Source organism: Acidobacteriota bacterium (assembly GCA_040756905.1).
Classification (GTDB): domain Bacteria; phylum Acidobacteriota; class Aminicenantia; order JBFLYD01; family JBFLYD01; genus JBFLYD01.
The window spans coordinates 30,443-53,105 of sequence record JBFLYD010000037.1 but is presented as its reverse complement, the minus strand read 5'-3'; the positions used below and the strand labels follow the sequence as shown (position 1 = coordinate 53,105).

Genomic DNA, 22,663 nt, shown 5'->3' with positions numbered 1-22,663 from the left:
AATGGAAAAAGAATACTGGAAGTGGCCAGAATCAAAGTGGCTCTCCTCAGAGATTAACTGGAAAGAGGGAGAAGTTATTTCTGCTGGGGTGGATGTTGGTTCTGTAAGCACTCAGGCAGTTGTGATGACAGATGGAAGGATTTACTGCTATAGCAATATGAGAACTGGTTCAAGCAGCCCGGATAGTGCTCAAAAGGCGATGAACTGGGCCTTGGAAGGCACAGGATTAAATTTAGAAAATATACATTACATAATAGGAACTGGATATGGTAGGGTAAATGTTCCCTTTGCCCATAAAACCTTAACCGAGATTGCCTGTCATGCAAGAGGAGCAAACTTCATGTATGGTCCTTCAGTGAGAACAATTCTGGACATGGGAGGTCAAGATTGTAAAGCTATTCGTTGTGATGAAAAAGGAAAGGTAACAAATTTTCTTATGAATGATAAATGCGCTGCTGGAACAGGGAGAGGAATGGAAGTTTTTGCAGACCTTCTTGCAATTCCTATAGAGGATATAGGAGAAATGTCATTTAATATAGATGAAGAACCAGAGCCAGTAAGTAGCACCTGCGTAATATTTGCAAAATCAGAAGCAGTAGGATTGTTGAGGGAAGGATGGCAAAAAGAGAAAGTTATAGCAGCATATTGTTTAGCTATGGCACACAGGGTGGTTGAACTTCTTGAAAGAATTGGAATAGAAAAGGACTTTGCCATAACCGGTGGTATAGCTAAAAATATTGGAATAGTTAAAAGGATTGAAAATGAATTAGGAATAAAAGCGCTTACTCCTACGTATGATACTCAAATAGCAGGAGCTTTAGGAGCTGCTCTTTTTGCTAAAGCCCTTTATGAAAAAGAAAAAAAGGGGAAAGTGAAAAACTTTTAAACAATTAAGTTATAAACATGATAGCTAATTACGGATATAAAGATGGTTCTGGGGAATATTTTATTTCCATCGACAACGATAAGTGTGATGGATGTGGAGACTGTGTTAAATTTTGTCCTTACAATGTGTTAGAAGTTGGAGAAGATGAGAATGACCCATTTAGAGAAGTATTTGTTGCAAGAGTCAGGGAAGAGCATAGAAAGAAGATTAAGTATTCATGTGCACCCTGCAAACCTGTCAGGGGGAGGGTAGAACTTCCATGTGTAGCTGCTTGCAAACCTTTAGCTATTTCCCATTCTTGGTAATTTTAATGTAAATGGAAGATTTAAAAATAATAGCAGGAAATCATGAAATCAATAACGATAAAGATAAATGACATTGAAATTGAAACAAGGGAAGGGATAACAGTTTTACAGGCTGCTTACGAAGCAAATTTATACATCCCCTGCTTATGTTTCCATCCTGATTTTACCACACATGGAGATTTAAAACCCAATGACAGAGTTTATCGGGGCGAAGAATGTATTGAAAATGACAATTCTAAAAAAGCTTATGAAAATTGTGGATTATGCATTGGAACACTAAAAGGAGTTGAAGGTTATGTTTCTTTATCAAATTTATACGTTTCAGATGGAATGGTTGTTTACACAAACACAGACGAAATCAATAGGATAAGAAAAAATAATCTTGGTTCTATCTTATCTCATCACCCCCATGCATGTCTTACGTGCGCTCAAAGAGATGGATGCAGTTTAACAGAGTGTTCGAGCGATGTTCCTGTAAATGAACGCTGTTGCTATAAATTTAATAGATGTGAATTGAGAAGAATAGCTGAATATATAGGAATTAGAGAAGATATTCCTCGATATCTTCCAAAAAATTATCCTGTATTGAGAGATGAACCCCTTTTTTCCTTTGATTTTAATCTATGTATTGGATGTTTGAGGTGCATAAGAATATGCAAAGATGTCAGGGGTGTAGGAGCTCTTGGCTATGTCTATAATGACAAAAAAATAATGGTGGGACTGATAGAAAACACACTGGAAAAATCAGGATGTAAATTTTGCGGGTCATGTGTTGATGTATGTCCAACTGGAGCTTTGGGGGATAAAGATGTAATAATTTCCGATGAAATGAATTTAGTTCCCTGTAAATTTAGCTGTCCTGTTGAGATGGACGCTCCTCGATATGTTAACTATATTGCTGAAAGAAGATTTGAAGATGCTCTTCGAGTTATAGAAGAAAAAGCTCCGTTTCCTGGTGTTTTAGGATATGTATGCCATCATCCCTGTGAAAGCAAATGCAGAAGAAATAATTTGAATGATTCAATTTCCATATGCAAACTTAAAAGGTTTGTTGCCGAAACGGAGTCTCGAACAACCGAAAACAAAATAAAGAGAAATGGACATGCTGGAAACAAAAAAATTGCTGTAGTAGGGTCAGGGCCTTCAGGACTAACAGCCAGTTATTATCTTTCTAAGGCAGGGTATTCAGTGAATATTTTTGAAGCTTTTTCTGAGCCTGGAGGAATGGCGAGATGGGCTATTCCTGATTTCAGATTACCAAAAGAAATCCTGAAGAGTGATATTGATAAAATTCTAAAGACCGGAATAGAACTCGAGACAAATACAAGAATTAAAAATGTATTTGAATTGAAAAAAAATGGATATGAAGTGATATATTTAGCTATAGGGGCAGGCATAAGTAAAAAATTGGATTTGGAAAACAGAAATCAGGAAGGTATTTTCTGGGGACTCGATTTTTTAGTAGAAATAAATAAAGGAAAGAGAAACAGTATCGGCAGACATGTTGTTGTAATCGGAGGAGGGAATGTGGCAGTTGATGCAGCCCTATCTGCAGTTCGTTTGGGAGCCGAAGAAGTAAAAATTATTTGTCTTGAATCAAGAGAAGAAATGCCAGCTTTTCAATGGGAAATCGAAGAAGCAGTTGAAGAGGGAATTAAGATCGAGAATTCCTGGGGGCCAAAGAAAATTTTAGGAAATGGGAAAGTTAAGGGAATTGAACTTATTCGCTGCACTTCAGTTTTTGACAAAAAAGGAAAATTTAATCCATCTTTCGACCAATCAGTTACGAAAATAATTGAAACAGACACGATAATAATTGCTGTAGGTCAAATTTCAGATTTTTCAATTGTATCCGGCATAAATTCCATAAAAATCACTGAACATGGAACTATAAAGGTCAATCCAGATACCTTGGAAACTGATTTTCCTGGAATTTTCGCTGGCGGGGATGTTGTAAAAGGAACATCTTCTGTAGTTGAGGCTATAGCTTATGGAAGAAGAGCTGCTTTATCCATTGCTAAATATTTAGATGGGAAAGAACTGTTCGACATTGCTTTTAAAGAAGAGGAAAAATACAATCCTTTTTTGGGAACAGAAATTAGCTTCGCTACTAAAAGAAGAATCCAGTTGCCCAGTATTCCAATGGAGAAACGAAAAAGAAGCTTTGAACTGATTGAACTTGGGTATAATGAAAAGATGGCAGTCGAAGAAGCTAAGAGATGTTTAAGATGTGACTTGAGATTTCAATTATCTCCCGTATTGATGCCTCCAGAGAAATGGATAGCATTAAATTACGAAAATATTTCTCAAGTTCCGGAGACAGAAGGCGTTTATCAGCTTCTTGATGATAAAAAAAATATATTACTGATTGCTGGCACTCCCAACCTGAAAAGAGCTCTTGAGGCCCAAATGGAAAAATTTAAAAAAGCCTGTTATTTTTTGTATGAAGAATATCCAATGTATACAAAGAGGGAGAGTGAACTAATTCAGCAATTCCTTCAAAAACATGGTAGACTTCCAGAAGGTAATGATGAATTGGAAAATTTATTTTAACTAAAATATTTAGATATTCCGAACTTTCTTGACAAAAGGTTTGTTATAGATATATTAAAGCAATCAGTTTGAATTGAAAAAAGCGAGAAATATTAAGAATTACATAAAATTATCAATAATAGGAGGAAATATAAATGCAAAATTTAGAAACTGTAGTATATGATAAAAATTGGCATGATCATACCTCATTGATTATGATTAACAATCCAAAAGAGCTCAATTCCTACCTTCTTTCAACTTTAAGGGAGATGATTCATTATTTTGAAGATTCAATGTGGGATGATAATATTCAATTTATAGTCCTGACTGGAGCGGGAGAAAGGGCTTTTTGTACCGGTGGAAACGTAAAAGAATACGCTGAAATTTACAATAAAAAACCATCTGATTTCTGGAAATGGGGGGAAGTTTACGGAAGAGTGTTTCACATGATAAGACACTGTGGGAAACCGGTAATTGCAAGAGTGAATGGAGTAACAGCAGGAGGCGGATTTGAATTTGTAGCAGCATGTGACCTTGCCATTGCTTCAGAGAATGTAAAATTCTTATCCCCAGGTCCAAGAGTTGGGATGACTTCAATAGGAGGGCTTTCTCAGTGGTTGCCCCTCCACATGGGAATTAAAAAAGCTGCAGAAATTGTTATGTTGTCCCGGGAAATTTCAGCTAAGCAGGCTTGTGAACTGGGAGTGGTTAACGAGGTTGTACCTTTAGATAAACTTGACGAAACTGTTAAAAAATATATAACGGACATGATGAACCTTTCGCCAAGCAGTCTTCATTATTTCAAGGTTCACATTAATTTCTGGAGAGACCTTGTGTGGGACCTTACATGGGAACATGCGAAAGAATGGTTCTCTTTACATATTGGATCAGTTGAGCCTTCTGAAGGATTATGGGCTTTCAAAGAAAAAAGAGAAAGAAATTACAAAGGTTTGAGAAATTCTTTTGCAAAAGGGATGGACCCTCAATTTCCGTTTGGCCCATATTTAGCTGAGTGTAAAAAATGTGGGACAAAGTATATTCCCCTTGATTCTAAGTTCTGTCTCATCTGTGGTAATAAAATTTAAAGGACACATACGATTTTCTTATAGTTTTTAATAAATAATTCAATTTGTGTTAAAATTTGTTTATGACAATGTATTTTAAGAAATTTGATTTTCCAGAAAAAGATTTATTTATTTCTTTATTTAAAGAAAATAGTTTCGCTGTGGGAGGATATGTAAGAGATCTTGTAAGGGGGAATCCCTCCACCGATGTTGATATATTAATAACCAATTATCCTGTAGAAGAAATCATAGAGAAATTAAAGTCATTCGGTCATATAGACCTTGTCGGAAAAAGTTTTGGAGTGATTAAATTTACTCAAAAAGGAAGAACCATTGATGTGTCTCTTCCAAGAATTGATTTATCGGTAGGTAGTGATTCTTCTTCTCATAAAGATTTTATCATAAAAGCCGATCCGTATCTTCCTATCGAGAAGGACCTTCAGAGGAGAGATATAAAATGCAATAGTATGGCTTTAAGGTTGATCGATGGTAAATTAATCGATCCGTTTAATGGGAGAGATGATATAAAGAAGAAAACAATCAGAATGACCGACCCATCTCATTTTCTCGAAGATCCATTGAGAGTTCTTAGAGTAGCTCGGTTTGCATCTGTTTTAAATTATAAAGTTTCAAATGAAATTTATGAAATTTCAAAGAAGATAAAGCTTAAAGGATTGAGTAGTGAAAGGATTTCTGAAGAACTTTTCAAATTATTACTTAACTCAAAAAAGCCCTCAATAGGAATGGAAGAATATTTGAAATTGGGGGTGATTGATCAGCTATTTCCTCCAATTCTTCCGATGACATATACAATTCAAGATTCCATATTTCACCCAGAAAAAGATAGACATGGAAATCATACTGTATGGCACCATACATTGATTACATTAAATCAGGCAAAACGTATTACTGAAATTTTTAAGCTTGAAAGACCTGTTTCCCTTGCTCTTTTACTCGGGGCTTTATTTCATGATATAGCAAAACCACATACCTCTCAATGGGAATGGAAAAAAAGAAGGCTTGTTCTTACCAATAAAAGACATGATTACGTTGGAACTGAAATTACGAAAAATATTTTAAATCAGTTAAAAATCTTTTCATTGGATGGATATGACCTGAAAGAAAAAATTCTATTACTGGTAAAATACCACCACAGAACGACTGACCTCTGGCAAAACAGAGGTTCTATATCAAAGAAAGCTTTTAATAGATTAATGAAGGATATGAAAGGTGATCTATCTCTTTTGATATACCTTGATTTAGCTGATAGAAAAGGGAGGGAAAATAAATTATTAAGAGGTCTTGACAAGCAGGCAAAGTGGCTTTTTAAAAAACTTGAAGATTTCAACGTGACCAAAGAATCCATAAAGCCTCTGGTAAGGGGGAGAGATTTGTTAAATTTAGGATTTTCTCCTGGGCCTAATCTCGGCAAGATTTTAAAAGAATTATGGGAAATGCAACTTGACGGTGCATTTTTTACAAAAGATGAAGGAATAGAAAAAGCTCCTGAGGTTTGCATGAAACTTTTTGGAAAAGAGATAATATAACATGAACATATTAGTAACAGGTGGAGCTGGATATATAGGTTCCCATACAGTAAAAGAATTAATCAAAAAAGGATTCAATGTTATTATTTTTGATAATCTTTCAACCGGGAAAAAAGAATTAATTAAATCTAATAATTTTTATTTAGGAGACCTGCAGGAAATTAATTCCCTGAACAGGGCTTTCGAGGAAAACAGAATAGACGGAGTAATACATTTTGCTTCGTTAAGTATTGTGGAGGAGTCATATAAATTTCCAGAAAGATACTACAGGGAAAATATTTTAAATGCTTTAAATCTTTTAGATGCAATGAAAAAACATGGGGTTAAGAAAATTATTTTTTCTTCAAGTGCTGGAGTCTACGGAGAGCCCCAGTATCTACCTATAGATGAAAACCATCCAATAAACCCGATCAACCCTTACGGAGAGACAAAATATGTAATAGAAAAGATACTTTATAGATATTTTATAAATTACAACGTTAGCTTTATTTCTTTGAGATATTTTAATGCAGCTGGTGCTGATCTCGATGGAGAATTGGGTGAGCTTCATGACCCAGAAACACATCTCATTCCAAATATATTGTTATCGATAATAGGAAAAAATAAAAAATTTGAACTTTTTGGAGATGACTTTCCAACAAAAGATGGGACAGCCATCAGGGATTATATTCATGTAACAGACTTAAGTAATGCTCATGTTTTAGCTTTAGAAAAATTATTCAGCAATGATGACTATCATATTTTGAACCTTGGAACAGGTATAGGGTATTCAAATAGAGAAATTATTAATTGTGCTGAAAGAATTACTGGGAAGAAGATAGAGGTTGAAATAAAATCGAGAAGGAGGGGAGATCCTCATACCCTCATAGCCTCTAATAAAAAAATTACTGAAATGTTGGGCTGGAAGCCAAGGAATTCAGATATTGAAACAATTATTCAGACTGCATGGGAGTGGATAAGAAAACATTATATATGATAGTCAGAATATTTAAAATTTTTGATAAATTTCAATAATCTTCTGTACGTGTCAATTTTTTCACGATAATAAGAGCTGTCCTTTTTTGTAAAAGTATTAATTAAATTGATTAAAACTAAAATAAATGAGAATTTGAAGAACAAATACATTTTCAGATATTTGACTTTTTCTTCTCCATAATGTTTTGCATAGAAATAAAGCTGGCTTTTCCTGTATTCTAAGACAGTTTTTTTATTAATCAACTGGGTGGATTTCCCTCTATAATGTAGAATTTGAGTATCTGTTGTGTATAAAATTTTCCAGCCTTTATCTTTTATCCTTTTACAAAGGTCAACCTCTTCAGTATACATAAAAAAATTTTCATCAAAATATTTAATCTCTTCAAGAATATCAGCTCTTGTTATGAGGCATGCTCCAGAAATCCAATCAGTATATATATTTATTCCTTTTTTAGGAGCTCTGCCCCATTTGAGTCGATAGTAATAATTGGCAAGATATTTTTGAAAGAACTCATTGCTAAAGTCGATCATTTTTCCAAACGACAACTGAAGACTTAAGTCTTCATTTAAAATAAGACATCCAGCAGCTCCAACATTTTTATATTCGTGCATTTTTTTAATTAAGGTTTCTATAGAACCTGGATATACATAAGTGTCGTTGTTAAGAAAGAGGATAAAATTTCCTCTACTGTGCTTTATTCCAATGTTATTTGCCTTTCCAAAACCTAAATTATCTCTATTTTTAATAAGCACAATTTTCTTATATTTATTCTCAATTAATTCAACACTTCCATCAGTGGAGTTATTGTCAACAACAATTACTTCATAAGAATAAGGAAGACTATTGATAGAATTAAACAAGGAATTAAGGCATATATCAAGAAAATCCTTACGATTAAAGTTTACTATGATAATTGATAAATCCAATGGATAAAATCTCATTCCACTATAATTTTAAAAAAAATTTGAAATAAAAGAAATATTTTTATAGAATGAAAAAGGTATGTCCAGGAAATTACAATAAGTGCCAATTGACAAAATTCAAATTTTTATTTATATTATATTTTTATATTAAATTTAATTTTTATTTCACCTTGAAAAGAGAAGTTTATTCTTAAATGCATAACTTTTGCTGGCGTAGCTCAATGGAAGAGCAGCTGATTTGTAATCAGCGGGTTGTAGGTTCGACTCCTATCGCCAGCTCCATGTTTAATGGATTTTTTCGAATTATTAAATTTCTTGGGCAGGTGCCAGAGTGGACAATTGGGGCGGGCTGTAAACCCGCTGCCGAAAGGCTTCGGAGGTTCGAATCCTTCCCTGCCCATGTGAGCGGGAATAGCTCAGTTGGTAGAGCGTCAGCCTTCCAAGCTGAATGTCGCGGGTTCGAGTCCCGTTTCCCGCTCCATTTCTCAGTAAAGTATTATTATGACAGAAGAAATTAAAGCTGATATGAGATATCAGAACCCGCGACAGGGTAGCCTGAAGGGAGAATCCCTTCAGGCAGTCGGGGTAACAGTTCCGATAGGTGACATGACACTAATTTTTGCCCACGTAGCTCAGGTGGTAGAGCACATCCTTGGTAAGGATGGGGTCACCAGTTCAAATCTGGTCGTGGGCTTTATTAAAGAAAAGGGAGGAAAATAAATGGCAAAGGAAAAATTTGAGAGATTAAAACCCCATCTAAACATAGGAACGATAGGCCATGTAGACCATGGAAAAACCACCCTTACATCAGCCATAACAAAGGTTTTAAACAAGTTAAACCCAAAGATAGTCTACAGAGATTTCTGGTCAATCGATAATGCACCTGAGGAAAAAGAAAGAGGCATAACAATACAGATAGCCCATGTGGAGTATGAGACCCAAAATCGTCATTATGCCCACATAGACTGTCCTGGCCATGCAGATTACATAAAGAACATGATCACAGGAGCAGCTCAGATGGATGGGGCAATACTGGTTGTATCAGCTGCAGATGGTCCAATGCCACAGACCCGTGAGCACATACTTTTAGCTCGCCAGGTGAATGTTCCTTACATAGTGGTCTACCTCAACAAGGTAGACATGGTGGATGACCCTGAGATATTAGATCTTGTGGAACTTGAGGTGAGAGAGCTTCTAAAAAAATATGGATTTCCAGGAGATGAAATTCCTGTTGTGAGAGGCTCAGCCCTTAAGGCTATGGAAAGTGATGGAGACCCTTCAAAACCTGAAAACAGAAGTATCCTTGAGTTGATGGATGTGGTTGATAGATACATCCCCATACCTGAGAGACTCATAGATATGCCATTTCTCATGCCCATAGAGGATATATTCTCAATCTCAGGAAGAGGTACTGTGGTTACAGGAAGGGTGGAGAGAGGAAGAATAAAACTTGGAGAAGAGGTGGAGATAGTGGGAATAAGACCCACGCTCAGAAGAGTTGTCACAGGAGTTGAGATGTTCAGAAAAATACTCGATGAGGGAATAGCAGGAGATAACATAGGGGTGCTCCTCCGAGGCACAGAGAAAACAGAGGTCATGAGAGGTATGGTACTTGCAAAACCAGGTTCTATAACTCCCCATACAAAATTTAAAGCAGAAGTCTATGTCTTAAAGAAAGAAGAAGGAGGAAGACACACTCCTTTCTTCACAGGCTACAGACCCCAGTTCTACTTCAGAACCACAGATGTCACAGGAACAGTTAAACTCCCTTCTGGAGTAGAGATGGTAATGCCAGGAGATAATGTAAATTTGGAGATAGAACTCATAACACCAATAGCAATGGAGAAAGGGTTGAGGTTTGCCATAAGGGAAGGAGGAAAAACTGTAGGAGCAGGTTCTGTTACAGATATCATTGAGTGAGAGAGATGAGAGAAGTAATTACATTACAATGTTCCCAATGTAAAAGAAGAAATTATTCAACTACAAAAAACAAAAAAAAGCATACTGAAAAATTAGAACTAAAAAAATATTGTAAATTTTGTCGAGCTCATACAATTCATAAGGAGATCAAATAACATTTGTGTACAGGCCAGTAGCTCAATTGGTAGAGCGCCGGTCTCCAAAACCGGTGGTTGGGGGTTCGAGTCCTCTCTGGCCTGCCAATAAATAAAAAGGTTATGGAAGAAAAAAAGAATATATTCAAAAAATTGAAGAATTTTTTAATGGAAGTAAAAGGTGAATTGAAAAAAGTAACATGGCCAAACAAGAAAGAAATAGTAGGAACAACAATAGTGGTAGTAATTGCTGTAATCTTCTTTGGATTTTTCTTATTCTTTTTTGATGTTATTTTTTCTGTTATAGTTGCAAAAATTAAGACAATTTTAGGATGAAACATATGATGAACTGGTATATTGTTCATACCTATTCCGGGTTTGAAAAATTTGTTGCAGAAACTTTAAAAGAGAAGGTAAAAAAACTCGATGTCCAAGAGAAATTTGGAGAAATAATAATTCCAGTAGAAAATGTTGTAGAGATCAAAGGTGGGAAAAAGGTTGTTACGCCTAAAAAATCTTATCCGGGCTACATTATTATCCAGATGGAAATGGATGACAAAACATGGCACTTAGTTAGAGGTACTCCTCGTGTCACAGGTTTTGTGGGAACAGGACAAAAGCCAACCCCGTTAGAAGAAGAAGAGGTTAGAAAAATAGTAAAACAGATGGAGGAGACCTCAGAGAAGCCAAAGCCAAAACACAGTTTTGAAAAAGGAGAAGCTGTAAGAATTATTGATGGCCCTTTTTCAAATTTTAATGGAATTGTTGAAGAAGTAAATCCAGAGAAGAATATCTTAAAAGTAGTAGTAACAATATTCGGAAGAGCCACACCTGTTGAACTTGAACTTCTTCAGGTAGAAAAATTATAGGAGATTAAAATGGCAAAAACAATAAAGGCTATCGTAAAATTGCAATTGCCAGCAGGAGAGGCAACGCCTCAGCCTCCTGTAGGACCAGCTCTTGGGCCCCATCAAGTTAACACCATGGAATTTGTAAAAAAATTCAATGAGATTACTGCAAAGATGGAAAAGGGAATGATACTCCCTGTAGTAATTACAATTTATACAGATAAAACATTTTCATTTGAGGTGAAAGCTCCTTCAACATCCTATTTATTGAAAAAAGCCGCTTCAATTGCAAAAGGTTCAGGAGATCCCAGGAGAAATAAAGTTGGTAAAATAAGTGAAAAGCAACTGATTGATATTGCTAAAGTAAAACTTACAGATTTAAATTGCTATTCTTTAGAAAAAGCTGTTGAAATTATAAAAGGCTCAGCAAAAAGTATGGGATTGGAGATCACAAATGAGTAAAAAATATTTAGAAGCTTTTAATTTTATTGAAAAGAAACCATATCCATTAGAAGAAGCAATTTCTCTTCTTAAGAAGATCAAAAGACCTAAATTTAACGAATCATTTGATATATCAATAAGACTTGGAGTAGATCCAAAGAAACCTGATCAAATAGTAAGAAGCACTGTTGTTCTTCCTCACGGCACAGGCAAAGAAAAAAAAGTTTTGGTAATAGCTTCAGGAGAAAAAGTTAAAGAAGCAGAGAATGCAGGAGCAGATATTGTTGGAGGAGAAGAAATAATAGAAAAAATCTCAGGGGGATGGATAGAATTTGATTCTGTGATTGCCACACCTGATATGATGAAAAGTATGGGAAAATTGGGCAAAATATTGGGGCCACGAGGTCTTATGCCAAATCCAAAATCAGGTACTGTAACATTTGAGGTTGGCAAAGCAGTTTCTGAAATTAAATCAGGAAAAATTGAGTTCAAAATGGATAAAACAGGCATTATAAATGCTATGATTGGTAAAATTTCCTTTTCAGAGGATAAACTTGTAGAGAATACGAGAGCTTTTATTGAATCAGTATTGAAGGCAAAACCACCTACTGCTAAGGGTAAATACATAAAATCCGTTCATGTCTCAACAACGATGAGTCCATCAATTGAGATATCCTTCCAGTCAGTGGGGATAAAATAGGGAGTTTATGAATGAATAGAGCTCAAAAAGAAATTGTGGTTAATAAAATTAAGGAAAAATTTTCAGCATCAAAAAGTGTTTTCTTTATTGATTTTAAAGGATTATCAGTCAAAAAAATGAGTGGAATGAGGAGAAAATTCAAAGAAAACTCATCTGAGTTAAAAATAGTAAGGAATAGATTAACCAAAATCGCCCTTAAAAATTATTATGATGATATAATTGATACCAATGTATTAAGAGAGACAACAGGCCTTATTTTTTCTTATGAGGATGAAGTCTCGCCCGCTAAGCTATTGATAGATTTCAAAAAAGATAACAAAAATTTAAAAATCAAAGGTGCCTTAATTGAAGGAAAATTTTTCAATTCAGAGGAAGTAGACGCAATTTCAAATCTCCCGCCAAGGAATTTATTAAAAGCACAGCTTTTTTCATATATAATTTATCCATTAAATACTTTCTTGCAAAACTTATCTTCACCTTTAAGCATATTTGGGAACCAAATAAAAGCACTTTTAAATAAAACAAAAACGGAGGAATAGATGAAAATTACAAAAGAACAATTTTTCGAACACCTTGATAAGCTTACAGTTATTGAACTGGCTGACTATATCAAGGAATTTGAAAAGAGATATGGGATATCTCCAGTGGCAGCAGCTCCTGTAATGGCTCAACAGGTTACTCCTCAGGGAGAAGCAAAAAAAGAGGAAGAAAAGACAGAATTTTCAGTTGTATTGAAGAGCGTTGGAACAAATAAATTAAATGTAATTAAAGTTTTAAGAGAGGTTACAAATTTAGGATTGAAAGAAGCAAAAGAATTAGTCGAAAGTGCACCGAAGCCAATAAAAGAAGGTATCTCAAAAGAAGAGGCCCATTCAATAAAATCTAAATTTGAAGCTGCAGGTGCTGAGATTGAAATTAAATAAAATTTTTATAGAATTTTAAAAATTTAAAAAAAGAGGTAAGAAATGAAAGTTTCAAAAAACAATAAGTACTTGGAAAGAATAGATTTTTCAAAAATAAAAACTACTATTCCCATACCCGATTTGATAGAGGTTCAAAAAAATTCATTTAAAAAATTCTTGCAGATGGAACTATTACCAGAAGAAAAAGATGAGGTAGGAATCCAGGCAGCATTTAAAAGTGTATTTCCAATTATGGATTTCAGAGAAAACGCCTCTCTTGAATTTGTGAGTTATTCTCTTGGGAATTGGGAATGCTTATGCGGAAAGCTCAAGGGAGTTGAAAATGCAAGACCAAAATGTAAAAAGTGTGGCACTCTCTTATTGCCAAGAAATGAATCAATAAAGGACGTAATCTGCCCTGTATGTAATTCAATTAGCGAAGTAGAAATTCCAACATGTGACTATTGTGGTGACAATATTAAATTAAAAATTAAATATTCTCCCCAGGAGTGCAAAGATAAGGGATATACATATTCTATTCCATTGAAAGTTGTTCTCAGATTAATCCAGTGGGAAAGAGACCCCCATTCAGACACAAAGAGGTTAAAAGATATAAAAGAACAGGAAGTGTATTTTGGTGAGATTCCTTATATGGCAGAATATGGAACTTTTATAATAAATGGCACTGAAAGAGTGATAGTGAGCCAGCTTCAGAGGTCTCCAGGTGTATTTTTCTTGCCTGGAGAGTCGAAGGGTTATTACATTGCAAAAATTATACCAGCTCGAGGGGCATGGATTGTTCTTGAATATGATTCAAAGAATATCCTTTACATAAAAATGGATAAAAGAAAAAAGTTTCCTGCAACGATATTTTTCAGAGCATTGGGATATGGAACTGATGAAGAAATAATAAAAGCTTTTTACAAAATATTTAAAATTGTTGGGAAAAATGAATTCTTTTACTGGGAACTTAATGAAAATTTAAGCGGCAAAACAGTTTCTAAAGATATAATCGACCCTTCCACAAAAAAAGTAATAATCAACTCTAAGAAGAAGTTAACAAAATTGATAATCCAAAATTTAATGAAGTCAGGTATAAAAGAAGTTCCCATCGAAAGAGAAGAACTTTTTTCAGCTTTTAGTGCTAAAAAAATAGAAGGAATAATAGATGTAAATCAGCAAATTGAAGAATCTCTTTTAGATAGTTTATTAGAAAAAGGAATTCCTTTTGAAGTATTTTTCTCTGAAGAAGATGATGTGGGGCCTGTTATTAGTGAAACATTGAAAAAGGATAGAAAAAAGAGTCATGAAGAAGCATTGATAGAGATCTTTAAAAAATTAAGACCCTCAGAACCTCATAATTTAGAAAATGCAAGAACTTTATTCAATAATACCTTTTTTAATCCACAAAAATATGACATTTCAAGAATCGGAAAATTGAAGTTCAACATAAAATTGAGCGTTGGAACTCCCTTGGATAATAGAATTCTTTCACCCTCAGATTGGATTAGTATAGCAACTTATCTATTGAAACTGAAAAAAGGAATGGGGACCGTTGACGATATAGACCATTTGGGAAACAGAAGAATAAGATCTGTGGGAGAATTGGTTGAAAATGCATTTAGAATCGGCCTCTTAAGAATGGAAAAAGTTGTAAAAGAGAGAATGACAATGACATCTGAATTGTCCACTGCCATGCCCTATGACCTGATAAATTCAAAGCCAGTAATTGCAGCATTAAAGGAGTTCTTTGGAACAGGGGAATTATCTCAATTTCTGGATCAGACAAATCCCCTTTCCGAAATCACCCATAAAAGAAGATTATCGGCAATGGGACCTCAAGGACTGAGTAGAGAAAGAGCTGGATTTGAAGTTAGAGATGTCCATCCTACTCATTATGGTAGAATCTGCCCTATTGAGACCCCCGAAGGTCCGAGTATCGGATTAATTTCTTCCCTGAGTATTTATGGAAGAGTAAATGAATTCGGATTTATTGAGACGCCATATAAAAAAGTGGAGAATGGAAAAGTATTGAATCATTTCAAAATTCTTTCTCCTGGCAATTCAAGATTTAAAGTTGGTGATATACTCGAGGAATCTGAACTGTTAAGAGAAGAGGAAGAGCTCAAATTAAGAAGAAAGAAGATGTTTATTTCCGAACCTTATGTGTTTTATCTTACGGCATGGGAAGAGGAAGGATATATTATTGCCCAGGCAAATGCTCCTGTTGATGAAAAAGGAAATTTTACTAATGAATATGTTATTGCCCGGCAGGGTGGAAATTTTAAACTGGTACACAGAAATCAGGTAAATTTCATAGATCTTTCTCCCAAACAGGTAGTCTCCGTTGCTGCTTCATTAATTCCTTTCTTAGAGCATGACGATGCAAACAGGGCATTAATGGGCTCCAATATGCAGAGACAGGCTGTTCCCCTCGTTAAACCAGAGGCTCCATTAGTGGGGACAGGAATAGAGTATGAGGTAGCAAAAAATTCTGGGTCTGTTATTATTTGTAGAAGAAGTGGAATTGTTGAGAATGTAGATTCTCAAAGAATAATCGTAAAGGTATTCGAAAAAGATGGAGCAAATCCCAATGATATAGGAACAGATCTATATATTTTAACCAAGTTCAAGAGATCAAACCAAAATACATTGATTAATCAAAGGCCATTAGTCAAAAAGGGAGAAAAGGTTGAGGAAGGCCAGATATTAGCAGATGGCGCATGTACAGATAAAGGAGAGCTGGCTCTTGGAAGAAATGTCCTTGTGGCATTTATACCTTGGAGAGGATACAATTTTGAAGATGCAATAGTTATAAGCGAAAAATTAGTAAAAGAGGATTGTTACACCTCTATTCATATAATTGAACAGACTATCGAAGCAAGAGATACAAAGTTGGGTCCTGAGGAGATAACGAGGGATATTCCAAATGTAAAAGAAAAGATATTGAGAAATCTGGATGAGTTTGGAATTGTTCGAATAGGAGCCTATGTTAGACCAGGAGATATATTAGTGGGAAAAGTCGCTCCAAAGGGAGAAACACAGCTATCACCAGAGGAAAAGCTTTTAAAGGCTATTTTTGGAGAAAAAGCCTTAGATGTAAAAGATGAATCTTTATATTGTCCTCCTGGAGTAGAAGGTACTGTTGTTGATGTGAAAATATTCTCAAGAAGAGGGATTGACAAAGATGGAAGAACAAAAATTATAGAAGAAGAAGAAATTAACAGGATGAAAAGAAATTTAAATGACGAGATAAAAATTTTGCAGATTGAAAAAGCTAAGCAGATAAAAGAACTATTAAATAAAGAAAAACTTGCAAAAGATGTACAGATCGGAAAGAAGTCATTTAGGAAAGGTTCAATAATAAATGATGAATTATTGAATAGTGTAGACTTTATTCATTGGAAAAAGTTAAAAATCGAGGGACCAGAGAAGGAAAAGAAAATAAACGAAATTGAAACAAAATTTAACCGCCAGATTGACTCTATTAAATTAACTTGGGAAGAGAAAATTGATCAATTAAAAAAGGGGGATGAGCTTCCCCCAGGCGTTATCAAAATTATAAAAGTCTATATTGCGGTAAAAAGAAAGCTTTCTGAGGGAGATAAGATGGCCGGACGTCATGGAAACAAGGGAGTTATTGCCAAGATAGTCCCTGAAGAAGATATGCCCTTTTTACCAGATGGAACTCCTATTGAAGTTGTTTTAAATCCTCTGGGTGTTCCTTCAAGGATGAATGTGGGACAAATTCTTGAAACACATTTAGGATGGGCAGCTAAAGCCTTGGGTCTGTGGTTTTCCTCTCCAGTTTTTGAAGGCGCAGCGGAACATGAAATAAAAAACTATTTACAGAAAGCTTCTTTACCGAGTAATGGAAAATCCAGAGTTACAGATGGACTAACAGGAGAGCTTTTTGATCAGGAAATAACTGTAGGTTATATATATATGATGAAGTTATACCATCTTGTTGAAGACAAAATTCATGCAAGATCGACAGGTCCTTACTCGCTAATAACCCAACAACCCTTGGGAGGAAAAGCTCAATTTGGAGGACAGAGATTCGGAGAAATGGAAGTTTGGGCGTTAGAAGCTTACGGAGCAGCATATACCCTTCAGGAAATGCTCACAGTTAAATCTGATGATATCAGTGGAAGATGGAATATATATGATGCAATAGTAAAAGGAGATCTTGAGTTTTCTCCTGGACTCCCTGAATCTGTAAATGTTCTTATTAAAGAACTTCAGAGTCTTGCTGTAAATGTTGAATTGATTTCAGCAAAAAAGAAAGAAAAGGAATTCTGGGGAGTTCAAATTAAATAATTCAATTAAGGAGGTCTAGAGTGAGATTTGGAAAATTAGAATATAAATCAATGTCTATAATGGACTTTGATCAGATAAAAATAGGACTTGCTTCTCCTGAGCAAATAAGAAACTGGTCTCATGGAGAAGTAAGTAAACCAGAGACAATTAATTATAGAACTTTCAAGCCTGAGAAAGATGGCTTATTCTGCGCAAAGATATTTGGCCCTGTGAATGATTATGAATGTATATGTGGAAAATACAAAAGGCCTAAATATAAAGGAGTTATTTGCGAAAAATGCGGGGTGGAGGTTACTACTGCAAAGGTAAGAAGAGAAAGGATGGGCCATATTGAACTTGCATCTCCTATTGCTCATATCTGGTTTTTTAAAGGGTTGCCAAGCAGGGTAGGATTGATCTTAAATATTCCAAGTAAAGACATAGAAAAAATTGTATATTTTGAATCTTACATAGTAATTGATAAGGGAGATACACCTTTAAAGAAAAATCAAATTCTTTCCGAAGAAGAATATAAAGAAGCGAAAGTAAAATATGGGAATGCATTTAAGGCAATGATGGGAGCAGAAGCTTTATTAGAAATATTGAAAAGGATTGATGTTGAATTAGAATCCAAGAAACTTCGAGAAGCTATGAAAAAAGAGCTTTCCTCCCAGAAAAAACACAAATTAGCAAAAAGATTGGAAATAATGGAAGCATTTAAAAAATCTGGTAACAAGCCAGAGTATATGATTTTGCAAGTATTGCCTGTTCTTCCGCCTGATCTAAGGCCTTTAGTGCGTCTGGATGGAGGAAGATTTGCTACCTCGGATTTGAATGACCTTTATAGAAGAGTGATAAACAGAAACAATAGATTAAAAAGGTTGCTCGAAACAAGAGCTCCTGAGTTAATAATAAGAAATGAAAAGAGAATGCTTCAGGAAGCAGTAGATGCTTTATTTGACAATGGAAGAAGAGCAAGAGCTCATCTTGGGTCAAATGGAAGACCTCTAAAATCTCTTAGTGAATATTTAAAAGGTAAACAAGGAAGATTCAGACATAATTTATTGGGAAAAAGAGTAGATTATTCAGGGAGATCTGTCATAGTTGTTGGACCTGAACTTAAACTGCATCAATGCGGACTCCCAAAGAAAATGGCAATAGAGCTTTTCAAGCCATTTCTCTACAACCGTCTTGTTAGAGAAGGGGTAGTATCGTCAACTAAAGAAGCTAAATTATGGGTAGAACAGGAGCCTCCTGAAGTATGGGAGCATTTAGAAGAAATCGTGAAAGAACATCCTGTTTTATTAAATAGAGCACCAACCTTACATCGACTGGGAATTCAGGCATTTGAACCTGTATTGATTGATGGGAGAGCTATTAAAATTCATCCATTGGTTTGCACAGCATTCAATGCTGATTTTGATGGAGATCAAATGGCTGTCCATATTCCTTTGTCAGCAGAGGCTCAAATTGAAGCATCAGTATTAATGTTATCTTCTCACAATATTTTGTCCCCTGCCCATGGAAAGCCTTTAGCAGTACCAACCCAGGATATGATTCTTGGTTGCTATTATCTAACTTTAGAAAAAATGAATCAAAAAGGTGAGGGAAAGATTTTTGCTTCAAAAGAAGAGGCATTGTATACATATGAAATAGGGGAGATATCATTACATGCATCTATTAAAGTAGATATTCAACAACCCCTGATGGATCTATCAACATATTATGATAATCAGGACATTATTAACTGCCCTGTGAAGGAATACACTGGAGATCTTATAAACACAACTGTTGGAAGAATAATTTTAAATAGCTATATTCCTTCTGGACTTCCATTTATTAATGGTTTGCTAAAGAAAAAAGGCATTCAGAATCTAGTTTATTATACATACCTGATGAAAGGATTAGAACCAACTCTTAAAATGCTCGATGACCTTAAAGAATTAGGATTTTATTATGCAACAAAAGCAGGCTTTTCGATTGGAATTGAAGATATGGTTATTCCTGAGGAAAAGGATCAATTGATAAAGCAAGCACAAGAAGAGGTAAATCAAGTAGAAAAACAATACCTCGAGGGTTCTCTTTCCTCTGGTGAAAGATACAATAAAGTAGTGGGAATATGGGAGTCTGTTACAAATAAAATTGGAAACGTTATGTTCTCTCGAATCGAAAAAGAAAGCTGGGAAGGAAATTCTCTTAATTCTCTATTTATAATGGCAGACTCCGGAGCAAGGGGCTCAAAACAGCAGATTCAACAATTATCAGGGATTAGAGGACTGATGGCAAAACCATCCGGAGAAATTATAGAGACTCCAATTACTTCAAACTTAAGAGAAGGCTTATCAGTTCTTCAGTATTTCATATCCACCCATGGTGCCAGAAAAGGATTAGCGGATACTGCACTGAAAACCGCAAATTCTGGATATCTAACGAGAAAATTAGTCGATGTCTCCCATGATGTAATAGTTTCTGAATATGATTGTGGAACAATCGATGGGTTGTTTGTTTCTGCAATTGTTGAGAATGGAGAAATAATAGAACCTTTTGAAGATAGAATTATTGGAAGAACATCATTGGAAACGATAGTTGAGCCAGACACTGGAAAACTTATCGTAAATGCAAATGAGGAGATAACAGAAGAGATAGCGAATGAGATTATAAACTTGGGAATCGAAAGAGTTAAGATAAGGTCAGTTTTAACATGTGAATCGAAAAGAGGGGTCTGTCAGTTATGCTATGGAAGAAATATGGCTACAGGTAAATTGGTTGAATTGGGTGAAGCTGTAGGAATAATCGCAGCCCAATCAATCGGTGAACCTGGAACTCAGCTTACAATGCGTACATTTCATATAGGAGGAGTTGCGAGTAAAATCGGAGAACAATCAAGATTAATGGCAAAAAATGATGGAACAGTTAAATTTATTAATCTTTCTACTGTGAAAAACAAAGGAAATGACTTAGTTATTACAAACAGGAATGGTTATGTGGCTATAGTTGATGAGAAGGGAAAAGAAAAAGAACATTACCAAATTGTTTATGGGGCAAAACTTAAGGTTAACAACGGAGAAAAAATAAAGAAAAATCAGACATTTGTTGAATGGGATCCTTATACATCTTTAATTATCTCTGAAGTAAATGGAACTGTTGAATATAGAGATATCGATCCAGACATCACTGTTGAGGAGGAAAAAGATGAGCTTACTGGATTAATAACTCAGGTCATCATTGAATGGAAAGATGAAAAAAAGCAGCCCCAATTATGGATAAGAGATGGAAGTGGGAAAGTCCTTAAGAAATACCATATTCCTGTTGGAGCAAGGCTTAATGTTAAGGATAAAAGTCAGGTTTTTGCCGGTGATATTCTGGTAAAAATTCCGAGAAAGACAGCAAAGACCAAGGATATCACAGGTGGATTGCCGAGAGCAGTTGATTTATTCGAAGCAAGAGTACCTGACCCCAAAAAAATGCCATTAGCAGTTGTAACTGAGATAGATGGAAGAGTTAAAATACTGGGTATATCTAGGGGTTCAAGAAAAATAAAGATAATAAATGAAAATCAAACTGAAAAAGAGTATGCAATTCCAAAAGGAGCACATCTAAGGGTTCAAGAGGATGAAAAAGTTAAAGCAGGGGATCCACTGAATGAAGGAGCAATAAATCCCCATGATATTCTTAGAATTTTGGGTGAAAAAGCTTTAGCAGATTATCTATTGAAAGAAATACAAGAAGTTTATAGACTCCAAGGAGTTACTATTAATGACAAGCATATTGAAATAATAATTCGACAAATGATGAGATGGGTTATTGTAGAGGATGTTGGCGATACAAATTTTATCGTTGATGAAAGAGTGGATAGGTTTAAGTTTCAGGAAGAAAACGAGAAAGTAATTGCTAAGGGAGGGAAACCTGCAAAAGCAAGACCTATTTTGCTTGGAATTTCAAAAGCTGCACTAAGTAATGAAAGCTTTATTTCTGCAGCTTCTTTTCAGGAAACAACTCGTGTTCTCACCGATGCATCAATAAGTGGAAGAATAGATTTTCTTAAAGGTTTAAAAGAGAATGTAATAATGGGAAGATTAATTCCAGCAGGAACAGGATATCATTACTATAGAGCTGTAGAAGTTATGCATGAAGAAATAGAGGGTGAGAAAGAGGTATCTATAACAGAAAGAAGTGAAATTCAATAATATTATATTTTACAAGCCTTTGCTTGACATTAAGATTTTTTTTTGATATACTTTTAAAGCTTTAGAGGAGTTTCTCTCTTCTTAAAAAGCGTTTTTTTTAATAAAAGGAGGATTTTATTGCCAACTGTTAATCAACTTATAAAAAAAAGAAGGAAAAAAGTGGTATCAAAGAGTAAATCTCCTGCTCTTGACAGATCACCGCAAAAAAAAGGAGTCTGTGTTCGGGTTTTTACAACAACACCGAAAAAGCCAAATTCAGCCATAAGGAAAGTTGCACGAGTAAGACTTACAAATGGAATTGAAGTAACTGCATATATTCCTGGTATTGGACATACACTTCAAGAGCATTCGCAGGTTCTTATAAGAGGAGGAAGAGTAAAGGATCTTCCAGGTGTAAGATACCACATTATAAGAGGAGCATTGGATACTCAGGGGGTTCAGGAGAGAATGAAGGGAAGATCTAAATATGGAACAAAGAAACCGAAGAAGAAGGTTATATCTGAGGAATAGAAGGAAGGGTATTTAGTGCCAAGAAGAGGAAAAGTCAAAAAGATAAAAATAGCTCCTGACCCTTATTATAATTCTCATCAGATGACAAAGGTTATTAACGTGGTTATGAAAAAAGGGAAAAAGTCGATTTCTCAGAATATAGTTTACAATGCTTTAAAAATAATAAAAGAAAAAACTAAAGAAGATCCCCTAAAAATATTGAATAAAGCTATTGAAAATACCAGGCCCCTGTTAGAAACAAAATCAAGAAGGGTTGGTGGAGCTACATATCAGGTTCCTGTTGATGTGCCTCTTGGAAGAGGAAACTCTCTGGCCATAAGGTGGATAGTTAAATTTGCAAGAGAGAGGGCAGGAAAATCTATGGAGGAAAAAATCGCATCTGAAATTATTGATGCTTCACAATATAGAGGTGGAGCTATTAAGAAAAAAGAGGATACTCATAAAATAGCTGAAAGCAACAGAGCATTTGCCCATTACAGGTGGTAAAAA

At 35.1% G+C, this 22,663-nt stretch carries 19 protein-coding genes and 5 tRNA genes; 23 read left to right on the top strand and 1 reads right to left on the bottom strand.

Annotated features, from left to right (window positions below; genetic code table 11):
- Window position 1: 1 nt before the first annotated feature.
- The 6 genes from bzdQ (at window position 2) to galE (ending at window position 7,310) form a co-directional block, all read left to right on the top strand.
- Window positions 2–886: a benzoyl-CoA reductase, bzd-type, subunit Q gene (bzdQ, locus tag AB1410_05945; protein MEW6456236.1), complete on the top strand. Its 885-nt coding sequence runs from the start codon at window positions 2–4 to the stop codon at window positions 884–886.
- Window positions 887–903: 17 nt separating this feature from the next.
- The gene (locus AB1410_05940) at window positions 904–1,191 is read left to right on the top strand and encodes a 4Fe-4S binding protein (protein MEW6456235.1); all 288 of its coding nucleotides are present in this window, start codon (window positions 904–906) and stop codon (window positions 1,189–1,191) included.
- Between the two features lie 42 nt (window positions 1,192–1,233).
- Complete coding sequence (locus AB1410_05935; protein ID MEW6456234.1) at window positions 1,234–3,744, top strand: FAD-dependent oxidoreductase; 2,511 nt, start codon at window positions 1,234–1,236, stop codon at window positions 3,742–3,744.
- Window positions 3,745–3,878: 134 nt separating this feature from the next.
- Entirely contained in the window at window positions 3,879–4,808 is a 930-nt protein-coding gene (locus tag AB1410_05930) for an enoyl-CoA hydratase/isomerase family protein (GenBank protein ID MEW6456233.1), read from the top strand.
- Between the two features lie 68 nt (window positions 4,809–4,876).
- Window positions 4,877–6,334 carry an HD domain-containing protein gene (locus AB1410_05925; GenBank protein MEW6456232.1) on the top strand — a complete coding sequence of 486 codons (1,458 nt, stop codon included), beginning with the start codon at window positions 4,877–4,879 and terminating at the stop codon, window positions 6,332–6,334.
- 1 nt (window position 6,335) lies between these two features.
- The gene (gene galE / locus AB1410_05920; protein MEW6456231.1) at window positions 6,336–7,310 is read left to right on the top strand and encodes a UDP-glucose 4-epimerase GalE; all 975 of its coding nucleotides are present in this window, start codon (window positions 6,336–6,338) and stop codon (window positions 7,308–7,310) included.
- On the opposite strand, the gene AB1410_05915 is transcribed toward galE, so the two are convergent.
- A complete protein-coding gene (locus AB1410_05915; protein MEW6456230.1) occupies window positions 7,301–8,236 on the bottom strand; it encodes a glycosyltransferase family 2 protein in 936 nt (311 codons plus the stop codon). The two genes, galE and AB1410_05915, sit on opposite strands and share 10 nt — an antisense overlap.
- Before the next feature lie 204 nt (window positions 8,237–8,440).
- Here AB1410_05915 and AB1410_05910 point away from each other — a divergent pair.
- The 17 genes from AB1410_05910 (at window position 8,441) to rpsG (ending at window position 22,660) form a co-directional block, all read left to right on the top strand.
- Window positions 8,441–8,515 (top strand) — tRNA-Thr (locus tag AB1410_05910).
- A 35-nt stretch (window positions 8,516–8,550) separates the two neighbouring features.
- Window positions 8,551–8,633: transfer RNA gene (locus tag AB1410_05905), tRNA-Tyr, on the top strand.
- 5 nt (window positions 8,634–8,638) lie between these two features.
- Window positions 8,639–8,714 (top strand) — tRNA-Gly (locus AB1410_05900).
- Window positions 8,715–8,854: 140 nt separating this feature from the next.
- A tRNA-Thr gene (locus tag AB1410_05895) sits at window positions 8,855–8,927 on the top strand.
- A 26-nt stretch (window positions 8,928–8,953) separates the two neighbouring features.
- A complete protein-coding gene (tuf, locus tag AB1410_05890; GenBank protein ID MEW6456229.1) occupies window positions 8,954–10,153 on the top strand; it encodes an elongation factor Tu in 1,200 nt (399 codons plus the stop codon).
- A gap of 5 nt (window positions 10,154–10,158) precedes the next feature.
- Window positions 10,159–10,308, top strand: a complete 150-nt coding sequence (gene rpmG / locus AB1410_05885; GenBank protein ID MEW6456228.1) for a 50S ribosomal protein L33 — start codon at window positions 10,159–10,161, stop codon at window positions 10,306–10,308.
- An 11-nt stretch (window positions 10,309–10,319) separates the two neighbouring features.
- A tRNA-Trp gene (locus tag AB1410_05880) sits at window positions 10,320–10,395 on the top strand.
- A 15-nt stretch (window positions 10,396–10,410) separates the two neighbouring features.
- Complete coding sequence (secE, locus tag AB1410_05875) at window positions 10,411–10,623, top strand: preprotein translocase subunit SecE (GenBank protein ID MEW6456227.1); 213 nt, start codon at window positions 10,411–10,413, stop codon at window positions 10,621–10,623.
- Between the two features lie 8 nt (window positions 10,624–10,631).
- A complete protein-coding gene (gene nusG, locus AB1410_05870; protein MEW6456226.1) occupies window positions 10,632–11,156 on the top strand; it encodes a transcription termination/antitermination protein NusG in 525 nt (174 codons plus the stop codon).
- 9 nt (window positions 11,157–11,165) lie between these two features.
- Window positions 11,166–11,597, top strand: coding sequence for a 50S ribosomal protein L11 (gene rplK, locus AB1410_05865; GenBank protein ID MEW6456225.1), 432 nt, complete (start codon window positions 11,166–11,168; stop codon window positions 11,595–11,597).
- Window positions 11,590–12,276 (top strand): 50S ribosomal protein L1, encoded by a 687-nt coding sequence (gene rplA / locus AB1410_05860; protein ID MEW6456224.1) that lies wholly within the window; start codon window positions 11,590–11,592, stop codon window positions 12,274–12,276. Before rplK ends, rplA begins: the two co-directional genes overlap by 8 nt.
- 11 nt (window positions 12,277–12,287) lie before the next feature.
- A complete protein-coding gene (rplJ, locus tag AB1410_05855; protein MEW6456223.1) occupies window positions 12,288–12,815 on the top strand; it encodes a 50S ribosomal protein L10 in 528 nt (175 codons plus the stop codon).
- Between the two features lie 6 nt (window positions 12,816–12,821).
- Window positions 12,822–13,199 (top strand): 50S ribosomal protein L7/L12, encoded by a 378-nt coding sequence (gene rplL / locus AB1410_05850; GenBank protein MEW6456222.1) that lies wholly within the window; start codon window positions 12,822–12,824, stop codon window positions 13,197–13,199.
- 42 nt (window positions 13,200–13,241) lie between these two features.
- A complete protein-coding gene (gene rpoB, locus AB1410_05845) occupies window positions 13,242–17,498 on the top strand; it encodes a DNA-directed RNA polymerase subunit beta (GenBank protein MEW6456221.1) in 4,257 nt (1,418 codons plus the stop codon).
- Between the two features lie 50 nt (window positions 17,499–17,548).
- Window positions 17,549–21,664 (top strand): DNA-directed RNA polymerase subunit beta', encoded by a 4,116-nt coding sequence (gene rpoC, locus AB1410_05840; GenBank protein MEW6456220.1) that lies wholly within the window; start codon window positions 17,549–17,551, stop codon window positions 21,662–21,664.
- A gap of 117 nt (window positions 21,665–21,781) precedes the next feature.
- A complete protein-coding gene (rpsL, locus tag AB1410_05835; GenBank protein ID MEW6456219.1) occupies window positions 21,782–22,174 on the top strand; it encodes a 30S ribosomal protein S12 in 393 nt (130 codons plus the stop codon).
- A 15-nt stretch (window positions 22,175–22,189) separates the two neighbouring features.
- Window positions 22,190–22,660: a 30S ribosomal protein S7 gene (rpsG, locus tag AB1410_05830; protein MEW6456218.1), complete on the top strand. Its 471-nt coding sequence runs from the start codon at window positions 22,190–22,192 to the stop codon at window positions 22,658–22,660.
- Window positions 22,661–22,663: the final 3 nt, after the last annotated feature.